Source organism: Spiroplasma endosymbiont of Sarcophaga variegata (assembly GCF_965178695.1).
Classification (GTDB): domain Bacteria; phylum Bacillota_I; class Bacilli_A; order Mycoplasmatales; family Mycoplasmataceae; genus Spiroplasma; species Spiroplasma poulsonii.
Window position 1 is genome coordinate 1,162,591 of the sequence record NZ_CBCXVU010000002.1, and the last position, 26,482, is coordinate 1,189,072.

A 26,482-nucleotide genomic window follows, 5' to 3' on the forward strand; every position below is an offset into this window, starting at 1 on the left:
TTTTATTGTAATAACTGTAATCAGGAGAAAGATATTGATGATTTAAATATTTATGATCTTTTTTTTGGTTTTAGTTTTGATAAAGTTAATGTAAAAAAAGAAACAATTGATCAATTTAATGTTGATTTATGTAATGAATGTAATGAAATGAATTATGTCACTAATTCATATATTAAAGTTTTACGTAATAATGTTGCTTGTGTTTATTGCAAAAAATTGCTTTACCCAGATGATGAACACTTAGTTCTTGATAATAATTATTGTTCACGAGAATGCTTACGCAAATATCTTAATAAAACAATTAAGTGGGGGGATTAAAAAGATGAATAATAAAGTTTTAAGTAATAATAAATGATTAGATAAATTTGCTGATTTAGTAGCAAAAATCCAACATTTAACTAATATTCCATATTTTGATTGTGAAACTTGTAATTATGAAAATCAAATGTCAAATTTAGTTTTTGCTAATTCTTCATATGAAATTTTATCTGTTTTAATTAAATCAGCTTGTGGTCATGATGTTGCGCAAGGAGTTAGTTTTTCACGAATGGTCAATGACAATGGTAGTGATTTTGAACTATTAGGAGAAGGGATTACGGAGTGTTGAGTGCATAAAGCAAAACCATGTACCCATCATTTAGATGAATCAAAAGCGTTTGTTTGTTATCAATGTGATAACCTTAAATCAAAAATTATGCGAATTGATAATGTTAATGTTTGTTCATTAAAATGTTTAAAAGATTATTTAAATGCACAAGTAAAATAAACTTTAAGAATAAGTTTAAACTATTATTTTTAAGAAAAAAAGAAAGAAGAATTTAAATTGTCAAAATAATTAAATTAAGTTCTTTCTTTTTTAAATTGTAATATTTATTTATGTTTAAAATTTTTAAAAAGTATCTTTGAAGTAAAGATTAATTAATAATTATCCTTTACTTAACGAATGATAAAAGTTAAAATTATAATTAGTTAATTACTAAGGTTTAAAGAAAGAGGTTTATACTTATTATGCCATCATATTATGCAGAACATATTCTAAAATCAAAACAACCAAAATTAAAAGCCCCTTTAACTGCAACTGAAATTGATGCAATTGTTAAAAGCTTTAAACATTTAGTATGCAAAATTAAGAAAGATGCCGTAATTATAAAGCATGAAAAATTTGGATATGAACTTTTTCGTAGTAAAGCTGATGATAAATATTGGTCATATGCTGTTACTTTTACTGAACCAATTGATCCCATCAAACCAATTTATAAACATCATTGAATTGGTAATGCTTTTATTGGTTACGGGTATGATACTCTATCAGAAACAATTGATCGAACTTTTAAAATGATGGAACAAGGGCCAACCTCACAAACAAATTTTCGTGATTACTTAGATAGTTGAGATGAAGAAAAAGATCGTATTTTCTTAACATGAGAAGAAAAGGAATGAACTTTTGAAAAATACTTGCAATTTCAACGTTGATATAAAAAAAATAAAATTAAAATTATGGCAAAACAAGTTGGTGTTAAAGATGCCGAAGATTATAACAAAGAAAATAATCACGAAAATAAACGCACCGGATTATCGGTTTTATTAGGAAAAATGCAAGACCCACCAAAACGGCCACGAGCAATGGCTGTGGCAATTCGGGAAACAGGAGAAACTAAAAAACAATGAGATGATCCTAAAACAAAAAAATATCTTGTTGGTTTTATGTATGTTAATTAAGAGAGAAAGAAAACAAGCAAATGCAGTATCGTGAAATTAATTCAACTCAAAATGAACATGTTAAATTATTAGTGAAGTTAAAAGACAGAAAATATCGTGACGAATTAAATTTAGCATTAATTGAAGGTTGAAATATTATTGAAGAAGCTTTACAACAAGAATTACTAGTTGAGGTTTTAACAACCGCAGCAAATAGGTCAAAATTAAAAAATATTGCTAATGTTTTAATAACAATTTGTTCAGAACCTATTTTAGCAAAATTAAGTCAGAGCAAAAATAGTCAGAATATTGTTGGTGTTATTGACTTAAATAAAATGAATAGTAACAATGATTTTAAGGCCAATCAAAATATTTTATTATTAGAAAATATTCAAGACCCCGGGAATTTAGGGACATTAATTAGAACCAGTTTAGGTTTTAATTTTACTAATATTATTTTATATAATCACCCGGTTGATATTTTTAATGATAAAGTATTGCGAGCCAGCCAAGGGGCAGTTTTTCGTACTATTATTAAAGAACTTAGTTTGTCAGAAATTAAAGCGTTACAAGCAAAACACTATAAACTTGTGACAACTGCTTTAAAACAAAAAAGTGTTTTCTTGAAAGAATGACAGGTTAACAAAACAGAAAAATATATTTTAGCATTAGGAAACGAAGGGCATGGTCTTTCTGCTGATTTACAAAAAATTAGTGACTATAATGTTCAAATTAAGATTAGTTCAAAGTTAGAATCATTAAATGTTGCTCAAGCAGGAACAATTTTAATGTATGAAATTAATCGCCAATTGGAGGGAAAATAATGTTTAAGTTTAAAAATGCCAATTATCTTACTTCGGCTGTAAATAAAATGGGATGAATTAATGATGATTTATTTGAAATTGCTTTTTTAGGAAAAAGTAATGTTGGAAAATCAAGTTTTTTAAATATGTTAACAAATCAACGGCAATTAGCAAAAGTTTCACAAACTCCAGGAAAAACAAGAATGCTAAATTTTTTTACAATTAATAATAATCAATTTCGAATTGTGGATGCCCCAGGTTATGGTTTTGCCAGAGTGAACGATGAACATAAAGTTGCTTTTGCAAAAATGATGGAACAATATTTAACTGAACGAAATAATTTAAAATTTGTTTGTCTCTTAGTTGATTTACGTCATTCTCCAACCCAAGATGATTATGAGATGTACCAATATTTAAAGCACTTTAAAATTCTAACAGTTGTTATTGGAACAAAGTTAGATAAGTTGAAAAAAAACGACATTCAGAAACAAGAAAAAATTATTAAAACAAAATTAAATTTTGCCGATGGCGATTATTTTATTAAAACATCAAGTAGTAAAAACATTGGTCGTGATGAATGCTGAACATTATTTGCAAAATTATTAGGATTTAATGTATAATCTAAACCATAGTTTATTTTAAAAATAAAGGGGAAAACAATGAAAAATACTATTAAAATAGTGCAATATCAAAATGAAATTGATAAGTTAGCAAAAGTTGATGTATCAGTTTTAGAAGGCCATTTATCTTATTCTGAACAAGCAATTATTGGTGCTTTTGAATCGTCTGATCGTAAAATTAAGGCAGGAATTATTAATACATTATTAAATGGTTTTTTGGGAGGACTATTTATTTCTGTTGGGTATATTGCTGCATTATATGCTATTCAAGGAATTACAACAACAGGAATTAAACAAGTAATTTTTGGAATTGTCTTTCCGGTTGGTTTGTTATTAGTAACATTTTTAGGTGCAATTATTGGTTCAGCGAGTGGTTCCTTATTATTAACAGTTGCTGGTGTGACTTCAAACGGAATTGGAAACGGTGCCTGACTAGGTGTCTTATCAATTCAACCTTTTAGCCAGGTTAATGGCGTTAACACATTTATTGGAACCGGCTTTATATGATTTATTATTAGTGGATTATTAACAATGGGAGTAAGTATGACGCTAACTTGGTTTTTAGAAAAAATTCCACGTTTTACTAAATTACGAAATGAATTATTAAACATTAAAGGAAAAAGTTTACTTAATTTTAGAAAACAACCAAACGTAGTGGAAAATACTTAGTAAATAAGAAATTAAACGGTAAAGGAGAACATAATGAGTAAAATTAATTTTCAAGAAGCGATTGTGTATAAAATTCATACACAATCGTTTTATGATACTAACAATGATGGGGTTGGTGACATCCCAGGTATTATTCAAAAGTTAGATTATTTAGCAATGTTAGGTGTTAATTATTTATGGCTAAATCCAATTTATTTTTCCCCACAAAAAGATAATGGCTATGATGTTGCTGATTATAAAAAAATAAATCCCTTGTTTGGAACAATGGATGATTTTGAACAATTAATTAGTGAAGCAAAAAAACGAAACATTTATATTATGATGGATATGATTTTTAATCATTGTTCAATTGAACACCAGTGGTTTCAAAAAGCACTTGCAGGGTATAAAGATTATCAAAAGCGTTTTTTCTTTTTACCGGGAAATAAAACAGTGCTACCAAATAATTGACATAGTAAGTTTGGTGGTTCAGCTTGAGCGTATCTTGATAAATTACAAAAGTTTTATTTACACTTATTTGATAAAACTCAGATTGACTTAAATTGGCGTGATGATTAATTACGCCAAGATATTTATGAAATTATTAATTATTGATTGCAAAAAGGGGTACAAGGGCTCCGCTTCGGTGTTATTAATTTAATTGGAAAACCAGAAGTCTTTGTTGATGATTTAACGGGTGATGGGCGAAAATATTATACTGATTCACCACAAGTTCATACTTATTTACAAGAAATGGGGCAAAAAACATATCATATGAAAGAAAATGTTGTCACAGTTGGGGAATTATCTTCAACTTCAATTGAACAAGACATTTTATATACTAAACCAGCATCAAAAGAATTAAATATGGCTTTTACTTTTCACCATTTAAAAATTGATTATTTAAATAATGAAAAGTGAGCATTAGCTCCTTATGACCCCGCAAAATTAGTAGCAAATCTTAAAGAATGACAGAGATTAGTTCAAATAGAAGGTGGATGGTTAGCAACCTTTTTAAATAACCATAACCAACCACGAGCGTTGTCTCGTTTTGGTGACCCACAACGTTATCGTTTTGAATCAGCAATTGCGCTTGCTGCGGTTGTTTTATTGTTAAGGGGAACACCATATCTTTATCAAGGGGAAGAATTTGGGATGGAAAATAATGATTATCAAAATATTAATCAACTGAAAGATATTGAATCAATCAATTATTATCAAATTTTGCAACAAAAGGGTTATGAAAGATCTGCAATTTTAAAGGTTCTTAGTGCACGTTAACGGGATAATGCTCGAACACCAATGCAATAAAATGATCAGCAGTTTAGTGGATTTAGTTCTCATCAACCATGAATTAATGTAAATACAAATTATTTAAAAGTTAACTGGGAAAAAGATTATCACAGTCCCCAATCAATTTTTAAAGCATATCAATTTTTAATTCAGTTCCGCAAAAAAAATTTAGCCTTTAGTTATGGCCAAATTGATTTTATTGAGCTTAATCCCGTTGTACTAAGTTTTTATCGTTTTTATCAGGATCAAAAATTTTTAGTAATTATTAATTTGTCAAACCAAGAAATTATGCTTGATGATAAGGCACCTAATTTTAAAATTGTTTATAACAATTATCAAACTTTTGATAAAAAAATTAAACCATATCAAGTAATAATTTTTGATTATTTAATGTCAAACCCAGTTAAATAATCTAATCCCTTTTTTAAATGACTTAAATCTAATTCAATTTTAGCAATTAAATCATCAATACAGTCTTGAATATTTTTGTTCCTTGCAATAATTGGTTTTCAAATTTGATCTTGATGATGTGCTTTTTTACTATAATAATATTTATCAAGCAGTAAAGTAAACTTATTATTAACAAAAGACATTGATAAAACTTCTTGATATTTATTACTATTATCAATTAAATTAGCCATTACTTTTGGTGTTAAAATCTTTCGTAATTCAACTGGATCAGTTGTATTAGTATCAAATAAGTTCGGAAATTCTGTTCCTTCTAGTTGAATTTCTTTGTTATTTAAAATAAACTTTTTAAATTTGTTTTGATGAGGAACAATATTTGCTTCAATTTCAAAGTTTTTTGGTAATGTTGCAGTAAAGAAAAAGTAGTTTTCTGATCGCTTCATTTCAATTCATAATAATAATTAAGTCATATTAATACCATTAGCAATGCTATTTGATGTTTTTGCATCTTTGCCTTTACTATTAGAAAGACTAGCCAAAATAATTAGACCAATAAGAAGACAAAAAATTAATGTTTTTAAGAAAACCATTGTTTTTCGAACAGTAATAACACCTAATGAAAAGGTGTTATTTTTTGTTGTTCCGTTAATAATTTTATTATCTAGTTTTTCTTCTAAACTACTTACTCGAATTAAACTTTGTTGTAAAAGATTATTTTTTTTGGTATTTACTAAAACTAGTAAAATTTGGTTCGGGGATAATTTTAAAGTTGTTGCTTACTTCATCAAGGTTAATTTCATCTTTTCAAAGATCTTCAATTGCAATTCGGTAATATGCATTATAATCTAAGCGGTTAAGAAAGAGACTAATGCTAACAGCGCCAGCTTTGATTAAAATATAAATAATAATTGTTACCACCAATAGTGGTAAGGTAAGATAGATAAGATAAAATTGTAATTGATTATTATTAGTATTGACAATTTTAAGGATAATTCCTACTAGCAAAGATGTTGCTAAAATTGTAATTAAGATACAAAAAATAATGTCGATTATAATTGATTTTCGTCAAAAACTAGTAATTTTTTTATAGTGTTGTTGAAGATGTTCTTGATGAAGAGTTTTAATTTTATTAACTGCTGCTCCTGATAACGCAGTATTGTTCATTTCTAATTTCACTTCGCTTTCTAATGTTTATATTAATTTGGGTAAATTATAATTTAAAAAGAAGAGAATTACAAATATGTTGTAAAAATAAGCTTTAATTTTGTCGAAAACTCTTGATATTTATAAAATATACCTAAAATTAGGTATATTTTTAATATATAGAGGTAAATAAATGATGAAAAAAATAATTACAGAATTAATAAATAGCTTAACAGATGATCAATTTTTAGAATTTTATGAAAAAATAAAACAACAAGCAGACTTAATTAAAAAACAAAAACGTTTAAATGAAATTGATCAAAAATTTAGAGATAAAGGCATTATATGTCCTAATTGCAAATCTTTTCATTGTGTTAAAAATGGTCATAATTCCGAAGGAAAACAAAAATATTTATGTAAAAAATGTCGTGCTAGTTTTGATGCATTTCGTCATCATTTTACTTATTGAAGTCATTTAAATTATGAACAGTGAAATTTATTAATTCAAATTTCATTGTTAGGACAATCTAGTAAAATAATTTCTCGTTTTATTAAAACAACCCCAAAAACCGCTTGATATAATCGACAAAAATTAATGCAATCAAAACAATTAGAAAATACACAGTTAAAATTTAAAAAATTAAATGGTCAAATCCAAATGGATGAAACATTTATTAAAGAAATTCATAAAGGCAATTTTAAAGATAAATTTGATAAACGAAAAACTCATCTCGATCCATTTTCAACTGATACCAAATGCTGTATTCAAATGGCAGTTGATAGAAATAATAATATTTTTGTTCAATCCACCAATACCAAAAGATTACAAAAACAATGGATTATTGAAAATATGAATAAGCAACTAATTAAAGAAAAATCAATAATTATTTCTGATATGCAACCACTATATTTATTAGTAGCAAAACAAACAAATTCTACTCTATATTCCACCAAAACTAGTACAAACCCTGATACTAGTTATCAAAAGTTAAATAAGATTAGTAAATTACAATCCAGTCTTAAAGAAGCCTTAATTCATTATCATGGTTTGGGTTTCACTAATATTCAAAATTATTTAAAGCTCTGAAAATGAAAATACCAACACAAAGGTTTAACACCAAACCAACAATCAACGGTATTATATTTTAACGTTTAAAAAATTTAAAGCAAAATCATAATCTTACACAAAATTAGTTTTCAAATTGTCATATTGATGATTTTTTTTATTTCATCAAGAGTTTTCGACAAAATTAAAGAAAATAAGTGTACTTTTTTATTAGAACTTGGTATATAATTGTTATGCATTGATTATTAGTAATTAATTATTAATAAAAGGAGTGAAAAATTAAATGAGTAACATATTATTAACAAGTGGTCCACCTTCTCCGGATTGAATTACCCCAACGAATACGCCGCATGATATTTTAGCAACATATGATGGTTGAGTTCATATGTATGCTGTATTTATTACAACGGGAATGATTTTATCTGTTTTAGCCTGTTTTATTCGGTTAAAAATTAAGAAGATTCCAATTGAACCTTTAATTTGGTCAATTTTTGTTATTATTCCTTTTTCATTATTTGGTGCTAGTTTTTTTGGAAAAGTTAATAATGATATTCATAATCCATGAGTAACAGAACCAGGAGCCGTACCATTTTGATCATTATTTGCCTTTTGAAAAGCAGGAATGAGTATTCATAGTGGTGTTCTGTTTGGAACTATTGCTGGTTTAATTGTCTTTGGGATTGTTGGACGAAAAGCAAAAGTTTCTCTTTGAGTTTACACTGATGCTATTATTCCAAATATTTTATTGGGACAAGTATTAGGGCGTTGAGGTAATTTCTTTAATCACGAATTATTGGGGAGTGTTACTTCTTATGATTCATTACGTTGATTACCAGCATTTATTCGTGATAACTTATGACAATGAGATGGTTTATCACCAGAAACAGTTGCAGTTGGCGGACAAATTGTCTTTCGTCAACCAATCTTCTTATATGAATCGTTCTTCAACTTTTTAGTGTGATTATTCATTACTTTCTTTATTCCGTTTGCTGGTCAATTATTTAGTAAAAAACCGTGGAAAAAAGATTCAAAAGAATATCCTTTTGATTTAAAATATAATTTTATTCATTTTTTTAATCGGAAATATATTAAAAAAGATAAAATGACATGAAAAGAAGTTTGGGATAAAGCGTATTTTAATTATGTGCCAACGCAAAAACAATTAGATGAAATGCCAAAAGTATCAATTACTAAATCGAAATCAGAACTAAGTAATACTTTTAAAAGATGGTGACACAATGATAGTGCCCAATTAACAAAATTAAATAATCCTGGTCGTTATTCAATAACACGTAGTGGAGTGCAAACTGGTTTTTATTTCTTTTTATGAAATTTAATTCGTTTTGTTCTTGAAACACAACGTGATGATGTCTCAACATTATTTATTAAAAATTATCGGGAATTAGATTATGCTGTTTTAATTTTAATTGCAGTATTGGGATTAGTATTAGCAGTTTATGCGCAATGAAGAGCTCCAAGAAAATTCCGTAAAAATGGTTTTATTTATGAAAAAGAATATGTTGATTTTGAAAGTTTACAAACTTGAAAATTTGATAAATATTTAACTAATAATATCGTTATTGGAGAAGACAACTATGTTGATAAATTACCAACGATTATTAAAATAAAAGTAATGGAATTCCTAGGTTATCAAGATGAAACTTTTGATAAATATTTTGAATTAAAATATTTTAAAGCCAATGATCAAACTTTAACTAATAATGAAATTACTAATTATAGCTTTAAAATTGTCGCGTTACCAACCAAAAACAATAAGTTTATTGATGATTTAGTTGTTAATCAAACATATAAAGTTGATTTAAGCAAAGTTTTAAAACATGCAACGTTAAAATTAACTAAACCAAATAATAATCAATATTTAACATTATCAAATCAACAATTTGGAACATTATTAAATGATCTTGCTCATCATAATGAACCAGCAACGCAAATTAAAGCAATTTGGAATAAGTTTTATCCAAATATTAATGAGAAGAAAACAACTATTTTTAACCTTAATCTTAATGAATTAATTAATTTTGATGAATTAAAAATTAGCCCAGATGCTAAAAAAATTGAAGTATCAAAATTCAAATTTAAAGAAAACCAATTTTATTATTTTAATAAAAAAGTTTGTTTTAAATTAAACTGACAATAAAAGGTGTACAATGGAAGTAGAAAGAGGGGGAGAGTTATGTTAACAAAAGAGATGGAAAAAGACTTACAACAATATATTAATGAACATCTTAAAATGCAATTTTTTTGTTATAATTTAAGTTCAGCCGCTGAAAAATTAGGTTTTCCTGGTTTTAGTCATTATTTTCAAGTTCAAGCCCAAGACGAAGTTTTACATCAACGTCGAATTATGAACTTTGTATTAGATCGTGATGGTCATTATGAAGTAAAAAATATTACTGAAGAATATCATAATGTTAAAAATATTACTGAACTAATGGAAACCTATCAAACAAAACGGGCATATTTTGCTGATTTAACCAATAAATTAGCACATTATGCGCAAGAAGTTGGTGATTTAGTAACTTATAAATTTTATGATTGATTTATAATTGATTTTTATGAAGAATTAGCGGAAATAAAAGATATTATTGATTGAATTAAAATGTCAGATAATAGATATTATAATATTGATGATAAAATGGGAGCAAAAGAAGAACCAGATACTTTAGCAGTTATTGATCCATTTAGTCCACATGCATAATAATACTTTTTCTTTTAAAATTGGAATTATGTAAAATGAATTGCAACAAATCTTATTAGTCAAATAATACAATAAAAATCATAAAAAATCAATTATAAATTTTTAAAAATCAAAATATTTATAGTTTTTATTTTATTTTAAGGAAAATTAAGCACACTAAAAAATAATTTATTAAATTACTTCAAATAAACCTATTTAAAATTATCTGAAAATACCTCTTTTGCTGTTTTTCAATTAAGAACAGGCCTTAATTTATCATTTATAACATTAACTACTCAATTTATTTTTTGTTGACTAACATTATTAAAATCAGTTCCCTTAGGAAATCATTTTCTAAGTTCAGAATTCATATATTCAATTAATGGTTTTTGTTGTGGTTTACCAGGGTCACAAAAATAAACTTGTGTTTCAGCAAATATTTCTAATTCTCTTCATTTACTAAATTCTTTTCCTCTATCAGTTATTATTCCTTTAATTTTCCCAAATAAATTATTACTTATAACAATATCTTTAAACTTTTCCACAACTTCATTAGCAGTATGATTTTTTAATTTCATAACAAAATAACTTTTACTATTTTGTTCAAATAAAACCAAATTACTAGATCGATGCTCTTTTCCAACTATGGTATCCATTTCAAATCAACCAACATCAGTCTCTTTATTCTCAATATCTCATATTGATTTAAAATTAATTAATTTACCACCATTATCAAATTTTCCTTTTGTTTTATATTTTTTACCACGATGACGTAAATTCTGTTTTAAAAAACCATAAAAACCCAAACGAATTCATTTATACAATGTTTTAACACAAACAGGAAATTTAATACCAAACTTTAGAAAATAACGATGAATAAGTTGTGATGGAGAATCACGATAAACATTAAATCTTATATTAATAAAATTTAATTGTTCTTCTGTAAACTTATATCTTTTATTATTCTTTTTTCTTTTCTCATAATACATTTTATCTGACTTATAAGCACTATATTCATCAATAGTTTTAAAACGCTTAATTTCTCGCAAAATAGTACTACGATTTCTGTTCAAACATTTAGCAATTTGTGAAATATTTATTTCACCATTCTTTTTTAAAAATAATTTTGATAATAATAATTTTTCCAATTTAACCTTATCAATAAAACTTAAATGACTATACATAACATTTATATACCTTTCATTAATTTATAAATTTAATATTAAAATTATTTAATACATTATTGATATATGATAAAATCAATTATAGCATTCAAGTAATTTTAATAAAGGAGAAGTAAAATATGAAAAAGTTACTAAGTATTTTAGGAGTAATCGGATTAACAGCAACAAGTACAACAACATTAATTAGTTGTGAAAAACCAAATAATAATGAAAACGCGGGGGGGGGGGGTAATAAACCTACACCAGAACCACAACAACTACCAGAAAATAGCAAATGAACTAATATTCCTAGAACACAGGCGCCTAATAAAGAATTTTTAACTGCTACTAATAAATGATATTTTTATATAAATAAATATGAAAATAATTATATAACGACAAAATTTTATTTTGATAATAATTTTATTAATAATCAAAACACTTGATGACAACACTTAAAAAATGATTCAGATTTTATTTGAAACTATAATTTAGTATATCGTTGAAATAAAAACAATGAACCACAAATACCAGAAATTAATAAAGACACAGGACTAATAATTGATTGAAAAGAATAAAAGGACTAACAAGTCCTTTTTTAAATTAATCGAACAAACTTCATAAAGATAATTAATAGGAATATATTTGTTATTGTATTATATAATGCTGGACTAAATTTTCATACCTCAAATGTTTGACTAAAAAAACTATATATTGTTTGAAATATTTTACCAACACCGCTTGCTAATTCGTTTACTTGTTTAACACCGGGAATATTATTTACAATTCAAATTGCAGCATTTCTGATATGACACGCTAAATTATATCAACTACAACTTTCATATTAGGCTTGTCATCATTGTCCACCAGGAAACAACCCGCCATTATTTATTTCTTGTCAGTTATAAATTCCAAAATTAAAATCATAATAACGGTACATATCATTTTCTTTTTGGGCTTGTAATTCAAAAACATTATAACCGATTTTTTGTTCTTCAATTTTTTTGTATTTTAAACCGTATTTATCTTTTAAAGCACCTTCAAAAATATAACCTTCATTTTGATTAATATTATAATTATTTGCAACTGAAAAATCATAATTAAATACATTACCATAATTAGTACTATAAAAACGATTTTTAAATGCTGAATACAATTTAATGTCTAATTGATTGTATTTATCAGAAAAATAAAAATAACGAGGATAAATTTTAAAACCATTATTTGCTAATAAACCATATTTTTTATTATATCCTTGTACATAAGTATCATTTTCTAAATCAAAAATTGTTCGTAAATAATCTTTATAAAAATTTTGGGAAACCGTAAACATACTATTTAATAGTTTTTCAAATTGATTTTTATTAGTATTAGTTTCATCAATTAAAACATCTCTAAAATTAATCAATTTTAAACCAAAAAAATTAATTAAAACAGTATCATACTGTAAATTATCAATATAACCACTTTCAATAAAATTACTGCGATTTTGAAATACAGGTACCAAAGCATGGGTAAAAAAGGCTTTTAAAAATTTATTAATATCAATTTGACCTTTCATCTGTTCAAAAACCATTTTACCAATATTAGGAGAATTACCTTGATAATAATTATAAGTTTCAGCACTAAAATTAAAAGTATCTTCTTTTTCTTTTGTGAAAGAAAATAAAAAACCTAAATCATCAGTATACCAATAACTATTTGCATTATTACCATCCCAATATTGTTTAAAATGTGTTAATTCTAAACTACCAGCAATAATATTTTTATTTTCATCAATTGTTAAAATCATCCTTTAATTTTGTCGAAAACTCTTGATATTTATAAAATATACCTAAAATTAGGTATATTTTTAATATATAGAGGTAAATAAATGATGAAAAAAATAATTACAGAATTAATAAATAGCTTAACAGATGATCAATTTTTAGAATTTTATGAAAAAATAAAACAACAAGCAGACTTAATTAAAAAACAAAAACGTTTAAATGAAATTGATCAAAAATTTAGAGATAAAGGCATTATATGTCCTAATTGCAAATCTTTTCATTGTGTTAAAAATGGTCATAATTCCGAAGGAAAACAAAAATATTTATGTAAAAAATGTCGTGCTAGTTTTGATGCATTTCGTCATCATTTTACTTATTGAAGTCATTTAAATTATGAACAGTGAAATTTATTAATTCAAATTTCATTGTTAGGACAATCTAGTAAAATAATTTCTCGTTTTATTAAAACAACCCCAAAAACCGCTTGATATAATCGACAAAAATTAATGCAATCAAAACAATTAGAAAATACACAGTTAAAATTTAAAAAATTAAATGGTCAAATCCAAATGGATGAAACATTTATTAAAGAAATTCATAAAGGCAATTTTAAAGATAAATTTGATAAACGAAAAACTCATCTCGATCCATTTTCAACTGATACCAAATGCTGTATTCAAATGGCAGTTGATAGCAATAATAATATTTTTGTTCAATCCACCAATACCAAAAGATTACAAAAACAATGGATTATTGAAAATATGAATAAGCAACTAATTAAAGAAAAATCAATAATTATTTCTGATATGCAACCACTATATTTATTAGTAGCAAAACAAACAAATTCTACTCTATATTCCACCAAAACTAGTACAAACCCTGATACTAGTTATCAAAAGTTAAATAAGATTAGTAAATTACAATCCAGTCTTAAAGAAGCCTTAATTCATTATCATGGTTTGGGTTTCACTAATATTCAAAATTATTTAAAGCTCTGAAAATGAAAATACCAACACAAAGGTTTAACACCAAACCAACAATCAACGGTATTATATTTTAACGTTTAAAAAATTTAAAGCAAAATCATAATCTTACACAAAATTAGTTTTCAAATTGTCATATTGATGATTTTTTTTATTTCATCAAGAGTTTTCGACAAAATTAAAGAAATCATCCGATAAATTGATTTTCTAGTTAAAATAACATCAGGTTTTCAATCTAATTTTTCCATATTATTAATAATTTCAAAATCAAAAATTATTCTTTCACTACCCAAATTTGGGTCATCATAGTTTGGATTACCACCTTGCTGAATTCGGATATTTTCTTGTACAATAACATCAATATATTTAAGCAAAAAAGAACGAACATTTTGATAATATTCAGTATATCATTTTAATTTGCCATCATTATCAACAACGGGTAATTCTGGTTCACCGTTTCCATCTCAACGATATACTAAATTATAGTTTCAAATAAAATCTGAATCATTTTTTAAGTGTTGTCATAACAAATTTTGATTTTTAATAAAATTATTATCAAAATAAAATTTTGTAAGCAAATATTGACCATTTCTTTTTTCTCCATAAAAATATCATTTATTAGTAGCAGTTAAAAATTCTTTATTAGGTGCCTGTGTTCTAGGAATTTGTATTCAAAACTCATTAATCATTTTAACTAATTGTAAATTATCAATACCTCTTTCTAATTTATTAATAACTTCCACAGTATTAAAATACTTAGAAAAAGAATAAGAAAAATTAGTTAATTATTTTAAAAATTGTTTTTTATCAACATCATAGAATTTATCAATATTATATTGTTTAGCATAAGTATCTCAATTTTTATATAAATCCATAAACTCATCACTAGGCTTATCAAATGAAATTCCCGTTGAATAACTATCCTTTAAAAAGTCTAAATATCATTTATCATTATAAGTTAATGTTTGTGATGTTTTTAGAGTTGGATTAATAAAGTAATTTGTTTCAGACCAGTTTTCAAAAAAACCACTGCGTAAAAACATTGTATTAATAAAATCAGTTTCATTCATTCCCATTGTTTGTTAATTAACAGTATAATTCTGCTGATTTAAGGGTTTAAATGCTGTTAAAGTAATAAATGGAATAATTAAACCTAAAATACCTAAAATAAATATGGCAAATAAAGATAATGATTTTTTCATATTTATAATTCAACCCCTAACTATACAATGTTTTTGAAACAATAAACCCAACAATATATAAACTTGATATTGTTAACATTAATGGATGACTAAACAAAATTGCCATTTTACCAAACAAAGAAAGTAAAAAAGTATCTGAGTTATATAAATCCATAATGATATTTTTTGCTGATGTTAATTGATTTATAATCACCGTAATAAAACTAGTACCAAAAATAGCAATTGCAGCAACTAATAAAACTAATCTAATCATTAATCTGTTTCCTTTCACCGACCATTTTTATTAGCCTTATGTGCTTTTTTAACACCACGTACTGTTGAAGCATACAATTTTGATGTATTGTTTTTAACAGTTGAACCTAATTCATTATATTGTGTTCTTGTTCCGTGGATAGCATAAATTGATAACTTAACAACCATAAAAAAGATAATAAAATAAGCAATAGTTGTATTTGTCATTGGTAATTTAGTATTTCAAATTACATCAAAAATAAACAAAAATACATCAAAAATAAAACTAAAAATCTTATCTCAATTATTACTTTCTGATAATAAATTAATCATCTTTATCACTTCCTTTTTCTTTTTTAGGTTTTAAATTTTTTTTCAAAATATCAATATCAAACAATGCTAAACGCTCTTTAACACTTAATTTAGTAATTTCTGACCAATAATATTCTTTATAATTAACTATTTCATCATTTTTTAAATCACGAACAAACTTTAATCATTTACTATCATATTTCTGTGCAAATTCTAATGGAATAATTATTTTAAAAAACCGAATTCCTAACCCAACATCCGACTTGTGTTTTGCTCGTTTACCTTCGGCTGTTCGTTCTACTGATTTTGTTTTTCAAATTTCATAATCTGTAATATCTTGAAAAATACCAATTCGCATAATAAAGAAACGATTAAAAAAATTAAATCCTTTTTTAGCAATAGGTTTTTTCAATGAAATTGGAATAATAATACCACTTGCTAATTGTCGAATATTATTTCAAATCATACCCTCACGCTGAGCAGTAAATAAAGCACGATTACCAAAATGTCTTGCTAATACAATTCACGGAATTTTACCACTATGAACTTTTTTCTCATCGTGGGGACTAGTTCCATCAATATATAAATAACTTTCATCAAATAAAATAACACTATCATCTGGGGGAACTGGTTTTGTTCTATCTGTAAAATCTAAATTTTTAAATGTTAAAACTTTAACTTTATCATCTTCTAACGGATAATTACTATAAATCTTATCTGTTAATAGTTTCATAGTTTGTGATAAATAAGTTAAAAGTAAAGTTTTTCCCGTCCCTAACTTACCAATAATTACTGATAACGGATTATCTCAAACAAAATTAACTAAACGAAAAGCACTCAACTGATAAAATATGTTTTTTCAAACTCATCAGACAAAATAAACACATTGCAAAGCAAACAATAATCAAAATACTAAACCGGTATAATTTAATGAAATTATTCAAAGTAATAAATCAATTAAACTAAACAAAATCATTGAACCACTAATATAACAATAATTTTTTAAGAAAAATATAAATTTTTTCATTACTTAAAATACCCAACTATTTTAAAAACCATTCACAATAAAAACCACGTTAAAAATAAAATCACAATTCAAATACCAATCATAAGAGTTAAATATTCATTTTGAGTTAAATTTCAAGTTGTAATAATTTCAACATTCGTTTTATCTATAAACAAAAATACATAAATAAAAAACTCTTTTAATTTTTCTCAATCATTTTGCATATTTAAAAACTCCACATTTTCTGAATAAGTTTAAAAAACATCCCCAAAAATAAAACGATAAATAATACAAATGATATGACATATAAAAATTCAGGAGCATTTGAACCAATAATATAACTAACAAATTGAACTCAATAATCATATAAACCCATTAATTTAAGTCCTTCAAGTCATTAATTAATTTATCTACTTTTTCATCACTTCAATTTGTTAAATTATTGTTAGTTGTTTTTACTTTTTGAGGTTCACCAGGAAATATTGCTTTTTTCATTTGTGTAAAATAATTTTATTTGTATTGATTATACAAATTGATTAGTTCTGCCCCAGTTAAATATTTTCACACATGACGTTTTAAATTTTCATCATATTTTACAATAGGATAAGAATTATCATAAATCAAACCGATTGCTACTTGTTCTGAGTGTTTTTCACTCGGATAAATAAATTTATTACTCAACCAAAAACCAATATGACGATTATGATTAGGTAAATTTATAAAAATTGCTTTTTCTGTTTCAAAAACTATCAACTCTTTACGAATAAAATAATTTTCTATATTTTGATTTTTCTTAACAAAATTACTCAATTTTATCAACTCCTAACTAAATATTTATTTAATAAACAATGTTATATTTAATGTTTATATATTGTTTACTTATTGATAAAAACACTGATTATTAACAATGTTATACATAATGCTATATATTGTTTATTTAATGTTTAATAAACAATGTTATTAACAATGTTAAATATATAAAATAATAAAAATTGACACACTGAAAAATACTATTTAATTTTTAATAATAGTCTTTAATTTTGTCGAAAACTCTTGATGAAATAAAAAAAATCATCAATATGACAATTTGAAAACTAATTTTGTGTAAGATTATGATTTTGCTTTAAATTTTTTAAACGTTAAAATATAATACCGTTGATTGTTGGTTTGGTGTTAAACCTTTGTGTTGGTATTTTCATTTTCAGAGCTTTAAATAATTTTGAATATTAGTGAAACCCAAACCATGATAATGAATTAAGGCTTCTTTAAGACTGGATTGTAATTTACTAATCTTATTTAACTTTTGATAACTAGTATCAGGGTTTGTACTAGTTTTGGTGGAATATAGAGTAGAATTTGTTTGTTTTGCTACTAATAAATATAGTGGTTGCATATCAGAAATAATTATTGATTTTTCTTTAATTAGTTGCTTATTCATATTTTCAATAATCCATTGTTTTTGTAATCTTTTGGTATTGGTGGATTGAACAAAAATATTATTATTGCTATCAACTGCCATTTGAATACAGCATTTGGTATCAGTTGAAAATGGATCGAGATGAGTTTTTCGTTTATCAAATTTATCTTTAAAATTGCCTTTATGAATTTCTTTAATAAATGTTTCATCCATTTGGATTTGACCATTTAATTTTTTAAATTTTAACTGTGTATTTTCTAATTGTTTTGATTGCATTAATTTTTGTCGATTATATCAAGCGGTTTTTGGGGTTGTTTTAATAAAACGAGAAATTATTTTACTAGATTGTCCTAACAATGAAATTTGAATTAATAAATTTCACTGTTCATAATTTAAATGACTTCAATAAGTAAAATGATGACGAAATGCATCAAAACTAGCACGACATTTTTTACATAAATATTTTTGTTTTCCTTCGGAATTATGACCATTTTTAACACAATGAAAAGATTTGCAATTAGGACATATAATGCCTTTATCTCTAAATTTTTGATCAATTTCATTTAAACGTTTTTGTTTTTTAATTAAGTCTGCTTGTTGTTTTATTTTTTCATAAAATTCTAAAAATTGATCATCTGTTAAGCTATTTATTAATTCTGTAATTATTTTTTTCATCATTTATTTACCTCTATATATTAAAAATATACCTAATTTTAGGTATATTTTATAAATATCAAGAGTTTTCGACAAAATTAAAGATAATAGTTATTAAAATATAAAATTAATCATTTATAATTAAATTGATATTTTTGCACCACACACTGCCTACAAATTTTAAAAAGAAAGTAGATATATTTATAAAGAATATTATAAAAATTTATATTCCAAAACTACTATTAATATGACCCTTAATAAAAATATTTTTATTTTTATTAAATCCTACTTTAAAACAATTATTTCATTACTAATAATTTCAATAATAACTTATAGACAGTGTGTAATACAAAAATAAACAACAAAATTATTTAATCAACTCACATAAAAGCTAGTGTGCCATAGCTAAGATATATGATCAGTAATAATAAATATTAAAATACTTTAACCATAACACGGAAAAAGTTTAAAATCTTAATGATAACAAAAATACCAAATGGAATTAAAATAATTCACGCATCACCTAAAAAGGTCATTAATTGTGGTAATACAGCATAAATTGCTTCTTTAACTTTCATCATTGCTTGCCCTAAACCACTTCAAATAGAACCCATTCCATCTGAAATAGTAGGTTTATCACCAACTGCTAAAAAATTAATTGCTGTTGTTAAATACATACCTAACATTATTTTTTATCCTCCTTATTTTCAATTTCTTTTTTATCTTTTTTCTTTCCTCGAATTTGGCGAATTTTTTGATAAATTGATAAACCAATTCACGCAAAAATACCTAATATAATAACAACACTAAAAATTGTCGTTAATCAAACTGGCATAACTTATTCCTCCTAAAAATCTAATTTTCGCGGCACGCTTCGCGTGTTAGCTACGCTCAAAATAAACTATATTGAATAAATTACCGCTAATAAATTACGCGGATAATTTATTCATCTTCTTTTTCATTATTAATTACAATATTATTTACCGTATTAATAACATTATCTTTTCCATACTTAGTTACTAAGGACCGTAAAATAAAATAATGTTTTCTTTCCATTAAAAAATCAACTCCTTTCTGAGTTGATTTGTTGCACTTCACTTACACGATGCCATTCAAAAGGAACCCTTTCAAATAACATTACTTGATTGCAATGCTGTTGTTAAATTTAAAACCAATACTCGTAAAGGATATGAAATGTTTGAAAATTATCGTACGCCCCCATTAGGTTGAAAAATTGGTAAAAGTAATGAATGACAACCATTTATGTCGTTTTGGTTAATGAATGATGAAAAAATATATGGGTTGGGGGAAAAATTCCGTTTTTTAGTTAAAAATGGAATTGAGACAACGATTTGAAATAGTGATAATTCTTGTGTTGCAAATCATGATTTAGCATATAACGGATTGCCGTTATTTTATTCAACAAAAAAATGAGGAGTATTAGTTAATACTGGTGAACAAACTAGTTTTGAAATTGGTTCGCCAGTAACTGATGCTATTAGTTTCCTTAGTTTTGAATCCTGTTTAGACCTTTATTTTTTTACGGGGTCAACAATGAAGGAACTGATTAGTCAGTATACCGACTTAACTGGTAAACCAACAGAAATCCCTGATTTGAGTTATTGGATATGATGTAATCGCTTGTATTATCATAATAAAGCTGAATTGTGAGCAGAAATTGAAAAAAGAAACAAAGTTAATTTCCCATTAGATGTTATTTGTTTAGACCCAAAATGATTAGAAAACCGCTATACAAAAAGTTGTAACTTTGAGTATAACGAAAATGCTTTTGGTTCTTTTCAAGAATTATTTGCTCAATTAAAAGCAAAAAACATTGCCGTTTGTTTTTGAATTAACCCTTATTTACAAGCTGATAATAGTGTGAATTGACAAATTGCTTTGAAAAATAATTATTTAGTAAAAACAACAAATGATAATTCATATGCCCATCCGCTAACAGGAACCGAAACTTATCAAACAAATTGTGGTATTGTTGATTTTACTAATCCAGCTGCTGTTAAGTGGTATCAAGATGAATTGCAAAAATTATTTAAATTATGATTACGATTTGTTAAACCAGATTATGGGGATGGTATCCCACCCAATGCTTATTTTAATAACGGTTTAACGGGAGAAGAATTTCGCCAATATTATCATTTTTTATATTGTAAAACAGCATATGATGCTAGTGTTAAGTATTTTGGGCCAAACAAAACATTATCTTTTTGCTGGCCAGGATATATTGGCACACAACGCTTCTCAGGAAAATGATCTGGTGATAGTTATTCAAATTTTACAGAATTAAAGATTCATTTAAATGCGGGGTTATCGTTAGGGATGAGTGGGAAAATGGCATGAGGAACTGACATTGGTGGTTTTTATAGTGAAGAACCATTTGATGAATACCTTTATATGCGTTGAACACAAGTGGGAATGTTATGTCCTTTATCACGTTTTCATGGAATTGGCCCGCGTGAACCATGAAACTTTTCAGCAAGGGTGTTAGATAACGCAATAAAATATGCAAAATTAAAACGAAAACTATTACCATATTTTAAAATGTGTGAATTAGAGGCAGCAACAACAGGGGTTCCAATTTTGCGAGCAATGGTGTTGGAAAATGAAGATGATTCAATTGTACAATTAATTGATGATCAGTTTTATTTAGGAAGTAATTTATTAGTGGCACCTGTTTTAACACCACAAACAACAAAGCGGGAAGTTTACTTGCCAGCTGGAGAATGGTTTTTGTTCGGGCAAAAAGAAAAAAAATATCTTGGAAAGCAATCTTATTTATTGGTTTGTCCGGTTGATGAAATGCTAATTTTTGTAAAAGGAAACAATATTATTCCAACTATTAAAGAAGATAATTATCATTTTGAACAATTAGATACTGTTTCATTGGAATTAAATCTTTATGGAACATTACCAGCACAATACGACTTAAAGTTTAAACTTAACGAAAAATTAATTATAATTACTTATCAAAATAAAAAGTTTGATGTTTCATCAAATCATAATTATCTTGTAAAATAGGTACTATCTTTAATTTTGTCGAAAACTCTTGATGAAATAAAAAAAATCATCAATATGACAATTTGAAAACTAATTTTGTGTAAGATTATGATTTTGCTTTAAATTTTTTAAACGTTAAAATATAATACCGTTGATTGTTGGTTTGGTGTTAAACCTTTGTGTTGGTATTTTCATTTTCAGAGCTTTAAATAATTTTGAATATTAGTGAAACCCAAACCATGATAATGAATTAAGGCTTCTTTAAGACTGGATTGTAATTTACTAATCTTATTTAACTTTTGATAACTAGTATCAGGGTTTGTACTAGTTTTGGTGGAATATAGAGTAGAATTTGTTTGTTTTGCTACTAATAAATATAGTGGTTGCATATCAGAAATAATTATTGATTTTTCTTTAATTAGTTGCTTATTCATATTTTCAATAATCCATTGTTTTTGTAATCTTTTGGTATTGGTGGATTGAACAAAAATATTATTATTGCTATCAACTGCCATTTGAATACAGCATTTGGTATCAGTTGAAAATGGATCGAGATGAGTTTTTCGTTTATCAAATTTATCTTTAAAATTGCCTTTATGAATTTCTTTAATAAATGTTTCATCCATTTGGATTTGACCATTTAATTTTTTAAATTTTAACTGTGTATTTTCTAATTGTTTTGATTGCATTAATTTTTGTCGATTATATCAAGCGGTTTTTGGGGTTGTTTTAATAAAACGAGAAATTATTTTACTAGATTGTCCTAACAATGAAATTTGAATTAATAAATTTCACTGTTCATAATTTAAATGACTTCAATAAGTAAAATGATGACGAAATGCATCAAAACTAGCACGACATTTTTTACATAAATATTTTTGTTTTCCTTCGGAATTATGACCATTTTTAACACAATGAAAAGATTTGCAATTAGGACATATAATGCCTTTATCTCTAAATTTTTGATCAATTTCATTTAAACGTTTTTGTTTTTTAATTAAGTCTGCTTGTTGTTTTATTTTTTCATAAAATTCTAAAAATTGATCATCTGTTAAGCTATTTATTAATTCTGTAATTATTTTTTTCATCATTTATTTACCTCTATATATTAAAAATATACCTAATTTTAGGTATATTTTATAAATATCAAGAGTTTTCGACAAAATTAAAGGGTACTATTTACATTTTCTCCTTAAAAAAGAGTATAATATATATGGTAATTATTTATTGCCGTTATTCCACTTATACATTTAAAATTAATACTTCTTGCTTAATACTTTAAGTAGAGGAGACATAATTATGGAAATATCTATATGAGTAATAACCATTATTGCTGTTGCAATTGGTTTTTACTTTCTTGGGTTTTTATGTGAAAAATATCTAAGATTTAAATTAATTAAAAAAACGAAGTTAAAAATAAAACAAGCTGAAGAAAAGGCAAAAAAAATTATTAATGTTGCAAAAGCCGATGGAAAAGTTGAAGCAGCACAAATTCGACAAGAAATGAATAATGAATTAGCTTGTAAACGAGAAGAATTTTTAGAAACAGAAAAGTTCTTAACAAATAGAGAGCGTTTAATTATTGAACGTGAAGAAGTATTACATAGTAAAGAGCAAGAAACGTTTCGTAAAAAAGAAGAATTACAGGGAAAGATTAATTATTACCAAGAACTAGTTGAACATAATCTTCAACAACTTGAAAAAGTTGCAGGTTATTCTCTTGAAGAAGCGAAAGATGTACTTTTTAAAGAAATAAGTGACCGTTACCAAAAAGAAATTGGTGAATTTTTAAAAAATGCTGAGAATACAGCAAAAATTAATGCTAAAGAAACAGCGATTAGTATTGTTACTAGTGCAATTGAACGGTATGCTGTTAATATTGTGGTAGAGAAAACAACCACTTCTGTTTATTTAGAAGATGATAATATGAAAGGCCGAATTATTGGGAAAGATGGTCGTAATATTCGAAATTTTGAAGTTGCTGCTGGAGTTGATCTAATCATTGATGATACTCCAAATGTTGTTCAAATTTCATCTTTTAATCCTATTCGTCGTGAAATTGCCAAAAAAACATTAGAAAAATTATTAATTGATGGGCGGATTCAGCCAAATCGGATTGAAGAAACAATCAAATTAGAACAAGAAGAAATTGAAATGACAATTTTAGAAACAGGAAAAGAAGTTGTTGCGGAATTAGAATTAGATAATATGGACATTGAATTGATTCGTCATTTAGGAATCTTAAAATATCGAACTAGTTATGGCCAAAATGTTTTATTACATTCAATCGAAGTTGCTAAATTAGCAGCAACAATGGCTAGTGAATTAGGTTTAGATGCAACGATTGCAATGCGAGCTGGTTTATTACATGATATCGGAAAAGCAGTTGATTTTGACAACGAAGGAAGCCATGTTACCTTAGGAGTTAAATTAGCAACAAAATGTGGTGAAAATTCAATTGTTATTAATGCAATTGCTTCACACCATGGTGAGGTTCCTGCTAATAATACATATTCAGTTTTAATTTCTGCAGCTGATACATTATCAGCAGCACGCCCAGGGAGTCGTAATAATAATCTTGAAAATTATATTGCCCGAATGTCTGAATTAGAAAAAATCTGTCAAACAGTAGTTGGCGTTCAGTCAGTTCATGCTTTACAAGCAGGTCGTCAAATCCGTGTTATTGTTAATCCAGTTATTAGCGATGATGACCGTACCCATAAAATTGCAATTGATATTAAAGAAAAAATTAAAAAAGCAAAGGCAATCCCAGGAGATATTGTTATTACAGTAATTAGAGAATTACGAATCACAGAGACTGTTATTTAAAAGAATAATTTTTTATTCTTTTTTTATGGAAGTTTTCGTATTATAATTAAGAGGAAAGATTTTGTTATAAAAAATAAAGGAGAATTAGTAATGATTGGAGATTTTTTAGCAAACCGATTAAAAAAATCAATTGAAAAAAATATGAAAAAATCAACCCTAACTAGTGATGCTATTAGTGAAACAATGCGTGAAATTAGGTTAGCATTATTAGAAGCGGATGTTAATAATGAAGTGGTAAAAGATTTTATTAAAGCAGTAGAAGCAAAAGCCCGTGGCGAATACATTTTAGATGGTTTGAATTCATCACAAATGATGGTTAAAATCGTTCATGAAGAATTAGTTAATATTTTTGGGAAAACAGCAAAGGAATTATCTTTTGCTTCAAAACCAACAATTGTGATGATGGTCGGATTACAAGGGGGTGGGAAGACAACAACAACTGGTAAAATTGCTAAGTTTGTGGAAAAGAAATATCAAAAAAAACCATTGTTGGTAGCTTGTGATATTTATCGTCCCGCTGCAATTGATCAGTTAAAAACAATTGGAAAAAATTTAAATATTGAAGTATTTGAACGGGGAACACAAAACCCTGTTAAAACAGCCCAAGAAGCAATTAAATATGCGAAAGAAAATAAAAATGATGTTATTTTAATTGATACGGCGGGACGTTTACATATTGATGCAGAATTAATGCAAGAATTAAAAGAAATTAAAAATAATATTACCCCTGATGAAATCTTACTTGTCGTTGATGGGATGACGGGACAAGATATTATTAATGTTACAACAGAATTTAATCAGTTGTTAAAATTAACTGGCGTTGTTGTTACTAAGTTAGATGGTGATGCTCGTGGGGGAGCGGCATTATCAATTACGCACCTAACCAAATTACCAATTACCTTTATCGGAACTGGAGAAGGAATGAGTAATTTACAAATTTTCTATCCTGACCGAATGGCAGATCGAATTTTGGGGATGGGAGATGTTCAAACCTTAGTTGAAAAAGCAAAAGATGTTTTAGATGAACGTGATATTAAAAAAACAATGAATCGAATGATGATGGGACAGTTTGATTTACAAGACTTGCTAAATCAAATGCGACAAATCTCAAAAGTGGGGAAAATGGGGGGAATTATGAAATTACTACCCGGGATGCCAAAAATGAGTGATGAAAAAATTGCTGATGCAGAACGTAAATTAAAAGCAACAGAAGTCTTGTTATCTTCAATGACAGTTAAAGAACGTCGTGAACCACGGTTGTTGAAACACCCATCACGAAAAAACCGTATTTTAAAAGGTTCAGGACGAACAGAAAAAGAATATAATGAGTTAATTAATCAATTTGAAAAAACAAAAAAACAAGTAGATGAAATTGCCCGTAAAATTAAATCTGGTCGTATGCCAAACATTCCTGGTATGGGTGGTTTAAGCGGAATGGGCTTTAATTAAAATAATATTTCAAAGATTTATTATAAAAAATTGGAACTCAAATGAAAAAAAGTTTAAGAACAATTAAAGATTGTA

General features: G+C 26.1%; 25 protein-coding genes and 5 pseudogenes. 15 read left to right on the forward strand and 15 right to left on the reverse strand.

Annotated features, from left to right (window positions below):
- The first annotated feature begins 147 nt into the window (after positions 1 to 147).
- The 7 genes and pseudogenes from ACOBME_RS07895 to ACOBME_RS07925 all read left to right on the forward strand — a co-directional run bounded on the left by ACOBME_RS07895 (position 148) and on the right by ACOBME_RS07925 (position 5,050).
- Complete coding sequence (locus tag ACOBME_RS07895) at positions 148 to 318, forward strand: hypothetical protein (protein ID WP_338965514.1); 171 nt, start codon at positions 148 to 150, stop codon at positions 316 to 318.
- 4 nt (positions 319 to 322) lie between these two features.
- Positions 323 to 766, forward strand: coding sequence for a hypothetical protein (locus ACOBME_RS07900; protein ID WP_338965515.1), 444 nt, complete (start codon positions 323 to 325; stop codon positions 764 to 766).
- 242 nt (positions 767 to 1,008) lie between these two features.
- Positions 1,009 to 1,719 (forward strand): hypothetical protein, encoded by a 711-nt coding sequence (locus ACOBME_RS07905; protein ID WP_338965516.1) that lies wholly within the window; start codon positions 1,009 to 1,011, stop codon positions 1,717 to 1,719.
- Positions 1,720 to 1,739: 20 nt separating this feature from the next.
- On the forward strand, positions 1,740 to 2,522 hold the full coding sequence (locus ACOBME_RS07910) for a TrmH family RNA methyltransferase (protein ID WP_338965518.1): 783 nt from the start codon (positions 1,740 to 1,742) through the stop codon (positions 2,520 to 2,522).
- Positions 2,522 to 3,121, forward strand: a complete 600-nt coding sequence (gene yihA / locus ACOBME_RS07915; RefSeq protein ID WP_338965519.1) for a ribosome biogenesis GTP-binding protein YihA/YsxC — start codon at positions 2,522 to 2,524, stop codon at positions 3,119 to 3,121. Before ACOBME_RS07910 ends, yihA begins: the two co-directional genes overlap by 1 nt.
- Positions 3,122 to 3,160: 39 nt before the next feature.
- On the forward strand, positions 3,161 to 3,790 hold the full coding sequence (locus ACOBME_RS07920) for a formate/nitrite transporter family protein (protein WP_338965520.1): 630 nt from the start codon (positions 3,161 to 3,163) through the stop codon (positions 3,788 to 3,790).
- Between the two features lie 33 nt (positions 3,791 to 3,823).
- Positions 3,824 to 5,050 (forward strand): annotated as a pseudogene (locus ACOBME_RS07925) (alpha-amylase family glycosyl hydrolase).
- Positions 5,051 to 5,445: 395 nt separating this feature from the next.
- Here ACOBME_RS07925 and ACOBME_RS07930 read toward each other — a convergent pair.
- Positions 5,446 to 5,913, reverse strand: coding sequence for a DUF3137 domain-containing protein (locus ACOBME_RS07930; protein ID WP_338965522.1), 468 nt, complete (start codon positions 5,911 to 5,913; stop codon positions 5,446 to 5,448).
- 268 nt (positions 5,914 to 6,181) lie between these two features.
- Positions 6,182 to 6,646, reverse strand: coding sequence for a hypothetical protein (locus ACOBME_RS07935; RefSeq protein ID WP_419334883.1), 465 nt, complete (start codon positions 6,644 to 6,646; stop codon positions 6,182 to 6,184).
- A 160-nt stretch (positions 6,647 to 6,806) separates the two neighbouring features.
- On the opposite strand from ACOBME_RS07935, the gene ACOBME_RS07940 reads away from it, so the two are divergent.
- The 3 genes from ACOBME_RS07940 (at position 6,807) to ACOBME_RS07950 (ending at position 10,398) form a co-directional block, all read left to right on the forward strand.
- On the forward strand, positions 6,807 to 7,769 hold the full coding sequence (locus tag ACOBME_RS07940; RefSeq protein ID WP_419334884.1) for a transposase: 963 nt from the start codon (positions 6,807 to 6,809) through the stop codon (positions 7,767 to 7,769).
- A gap of 193 nt (positions 7,770 to 7,962) precedes the next feature.
- Positions 7,963 to 9,837: a prolipoprotein diacylglyceryl transferase gene (locus tag ACOBME_RS07945; RefSeq protein ID WP_338965525.1), complete on the forward strand. Its 1,875-nt coding sequence runs from the start codon at positions 7,963 to 7,965 to the stop codon at positions 9,835 to 9,837.
- 36 nt (positions 9,838 to 9,873) lie between these two features.
- Positions 9,874 to 10,398, forward strand: a complete 525-nt coding sequence (locus tag ACOBME_RS07950) for a ferritin (protein ID WP_338965526.1) — start codon at positions 9,874 to 9,876, stop codon at positions 10,396 to 10,398.
- A 191-nt stretch (positions 10,399 to 10,589) separates the two neighbouring features.
- Here the strand turns inward: ACOBME_RS07950 and ACOBME_RS07955 are convergent, their stop codons facing one another.
- Positions 10,590 to 11,561, reverse strand: a complete 972-nt coding sequence (locus ACOBME_RS07955; RefSeq protein ID WP_419334886.1) for an IS30 family transposase — start codon at positions 11,559 to 11,561, stop codon at positions 10,590 to 10,592.
- Positions 11,562 to 11,680: 119 nt separating this feature from the next.
- Between ACOBME_RS07955 and ACOBME_RS07960 the strand changes: the two genes are divergently transcribed.
- Positions 11,681 to 12,118 (forward strand): lipoprotein, encoded by a 438-nt coding sequence (locus ACOBME_RS07960; protein ID WP_419334887.1) that lies wholly within the window; start codon positions 11,681 to 11,683, stop codon positions 12,116 to 12,118.
- A 20-nt stretch (positions 12,119 to 12,138) separates the two neighbouring features.
- On the opposite strand, the pseudogene ACOBME_RS07965 reads toward ACOBME_RS07960, so the two are convergent.
- A pseudogene (locus ACOBME_RS07965) lies at positions 12,139 to 13,335 on the reverse strand (spiroplasma phage ORF1-like family protein); the annotation flags it as partial.
- A gap of 78 nt (positions 13,336 to 13,413) precedes the next feature.
- Between ACOBME_RS07965 and ACOBME_RS07970 the strand changes: the two are divergent.
- Positions 13,414 to 14,376, forward strand: a complete 963-nt coding sequence (locus tag ACOBME_RS07970; protein ID WP_338963247.1) for an IS1/IS1595 family N-terminal zinc-binding domain-containing protein — start codon at positions 13,414 to 13,416, stop codon at positions 14,374 to 14,376.
- A 56-nt stretch (positions 14,377 to 14,432) separates the two neighbouring features.
- Here ACOBME_RS07970 and ACOBME_RS07975 read toward each other — a convergent pair.
- The 10 genes and pseudogenes from ACOBME_RS07975 to ACOBME_RS08020 form a co-directional block, all read right to left on the reverse strand.
- Positions 14,433 to 15,494, reverse strand: a pseudogene (locus tag ACOBME_RS07975) (spiroplasma phage ORF1-like family protein); the annotation flags it as partial.
- A gap of 16 nt (positions 15,495 to 15,510) precedes the next feature.
- Positions 15,511 to 15,747 (reverse strand): hypothetical protein, encoded by a 237-nt coding sequence (locus ACOBME_RS07980; protein WP_338963583.1) that lies wholly within the window; start codon positions 15,745 to 15,747, stop codon positions 15,511 to 15,513.
- Positions 15,748 to 15,797: 50 nt separating this feature from the next.
- Positions 15,798 to 16,058 (reverse strand): annotated as a pseudogene (locus ACOBME_RS07985) (hypothetical protein); the annotation flags it as partial.
- A complete protein-coding gene (locus tag ACOBME_RS07990; protein ID WP_338964101.1) occupies positions 16,051 to 17,064 on the reverse strand; it encodes a hypothetical protein in 1,014 nt (337 codons plus the stop codon). The pseudogene ACOBME_RS07985 and the gene ACOBME_RS07990, both read right to left, overlap by 8 nt.
- Complete coding sequence (locus ACOBME_RS07995) at positions 17,064 to 17,267, reverse strand: DUF2649 family protein (protein WP_338963585.1); 204 nt, start codon at positions 17,265 to 17,267, stop codon at positions 17,064 to 17,066. Before ACOBME_RS07995 ends, ACOBME_RS07990 begins: the two co-directional genes overlap by 1 nt.
- Before the next feature lie 151 nt (positions 17,268 to 17,418).
- Positions 17,419 to 17,853 (reverse strand): annotated as a pseudogene (locus tag ACOBME_RS08000) (DUF3627 domain-containing protein).
- 322 nt (positions 17,854 to 18,175) lie between these two features.
- Entirely contained in the window at positions 18,176 to 19,138 is a 963-nt protein-coding gene (locus tag ACOBME_RS08005; RefSeq protein WP_338963247.1) for an IS1/IS1595 family N-terminal zinc-binding domain-containing protein, read from the reverse strand.
- A gap of 410 nt (positions 19,139 to 19,548) precedes the next feature.
- Positions 19,549 to 19,800 (reverse strand): hypothetical protein, encoded by a 252-nt coding sequence (locus tag ACOBME_RS08010; protein ID WP_338963620.1) that lies wholly within the window; start codon positions 19,798 to 19,800, stop codon positions 19,549 to 19,551.
- The gene (locus ACOBME_RS08015) at positions 19,800 to 19,949 is read right to left on the reverse strand and encodes a hypothetical protein (protein WP_004027793.1); all 150 of its coding nucleotides are present in this window, start codon (positions 19,947 to 19,949) and stop codon (positions 19,800 to 19,802) included. Before ACOBME_RS08015 ends, ACOBME_RS08010 begins: the two co-directional genes overlap by 1 nt.
- Positions 19,950 to 20,056: 107 nt before the next feature.
- Entirely contained in the window at positions 20,057 to 20,212 is a 156-nt protein-coding gene (locus tag ACOBME_RS08020) for a hypothetical protein (protein WP_338966611.1), read from the reverse strand.
- Positions 20,213 to 20,308: 96 nt separating this feature from the next.
- Here ACOBME_RS08020 and ACOBME_RS08025 point away from each other — a divergent pair, with 96 nt between their 5' ends.
- Positions 20,309 to 22,150 (forward strand): TIM-barrel domain-containing protein, encoded by a 1,842-nt coding sequence (locus tag ACOBME_RS08025; protein WP_338965528.1) that lies wholly within the window; start codon positions 20,309 to 20,311, stop codon positions 22,148 to 22,150.
- Between the two features lie 107 nt (positions 22,151 to 22,257).
- On the opposite strand, the gene ACOBME_RS08030 is transcribed toward ACOBME_RS08025, so the two are convergent.
- Positions 22,258 to 23,220 (reverse strand): IS1/IS1595 family N-terminal zinc-binding domain-containing protein, encoded by a 963-nt coding sequence (locus ACOBME_RS08030; protein WP_338963247.1) that lies wholly within the window; start codon positions 23,218 to 23,220, stop codon positions 22,258 to 22,260.
- Between the two features lie 208 nt (positions 23,221 to 23,428).
- On the opposite strand from ACOBME_RS08030, the gene rny reads away from it, so the two are divergent.
- Positions 23,429 to 24,958 carry a ribonuclease Y gene (gene rny / locus ACOBME_RS08035; RefSeq protein ID WP_338965532.1) on the forward strand — a complete coding sequence of 510 codons (1,530 nt, stop codon included), beginning with the start codon at positions 23,429 to 23,431 and terminating at the stop codon, positions 24,956 to 24,958.
- A gap of 90 nt (positions 24,959 to 25,048) precedes the next feature.
- Positions 25,049 to 26,407: a signal recognition particle protein gene (ffh, locus tag ACOBME_RS08040; protein WP_419334890.1), complete on the forward strand. Its 1,359-nt coding sequence runs from the start codon at positions 25,049 to 25,051 to the stop codon at positions 26,405 to 26,407.
- The last annotated feature ends 75 nt before the right edge of the window (positions 26,408 to 26,482 follow it).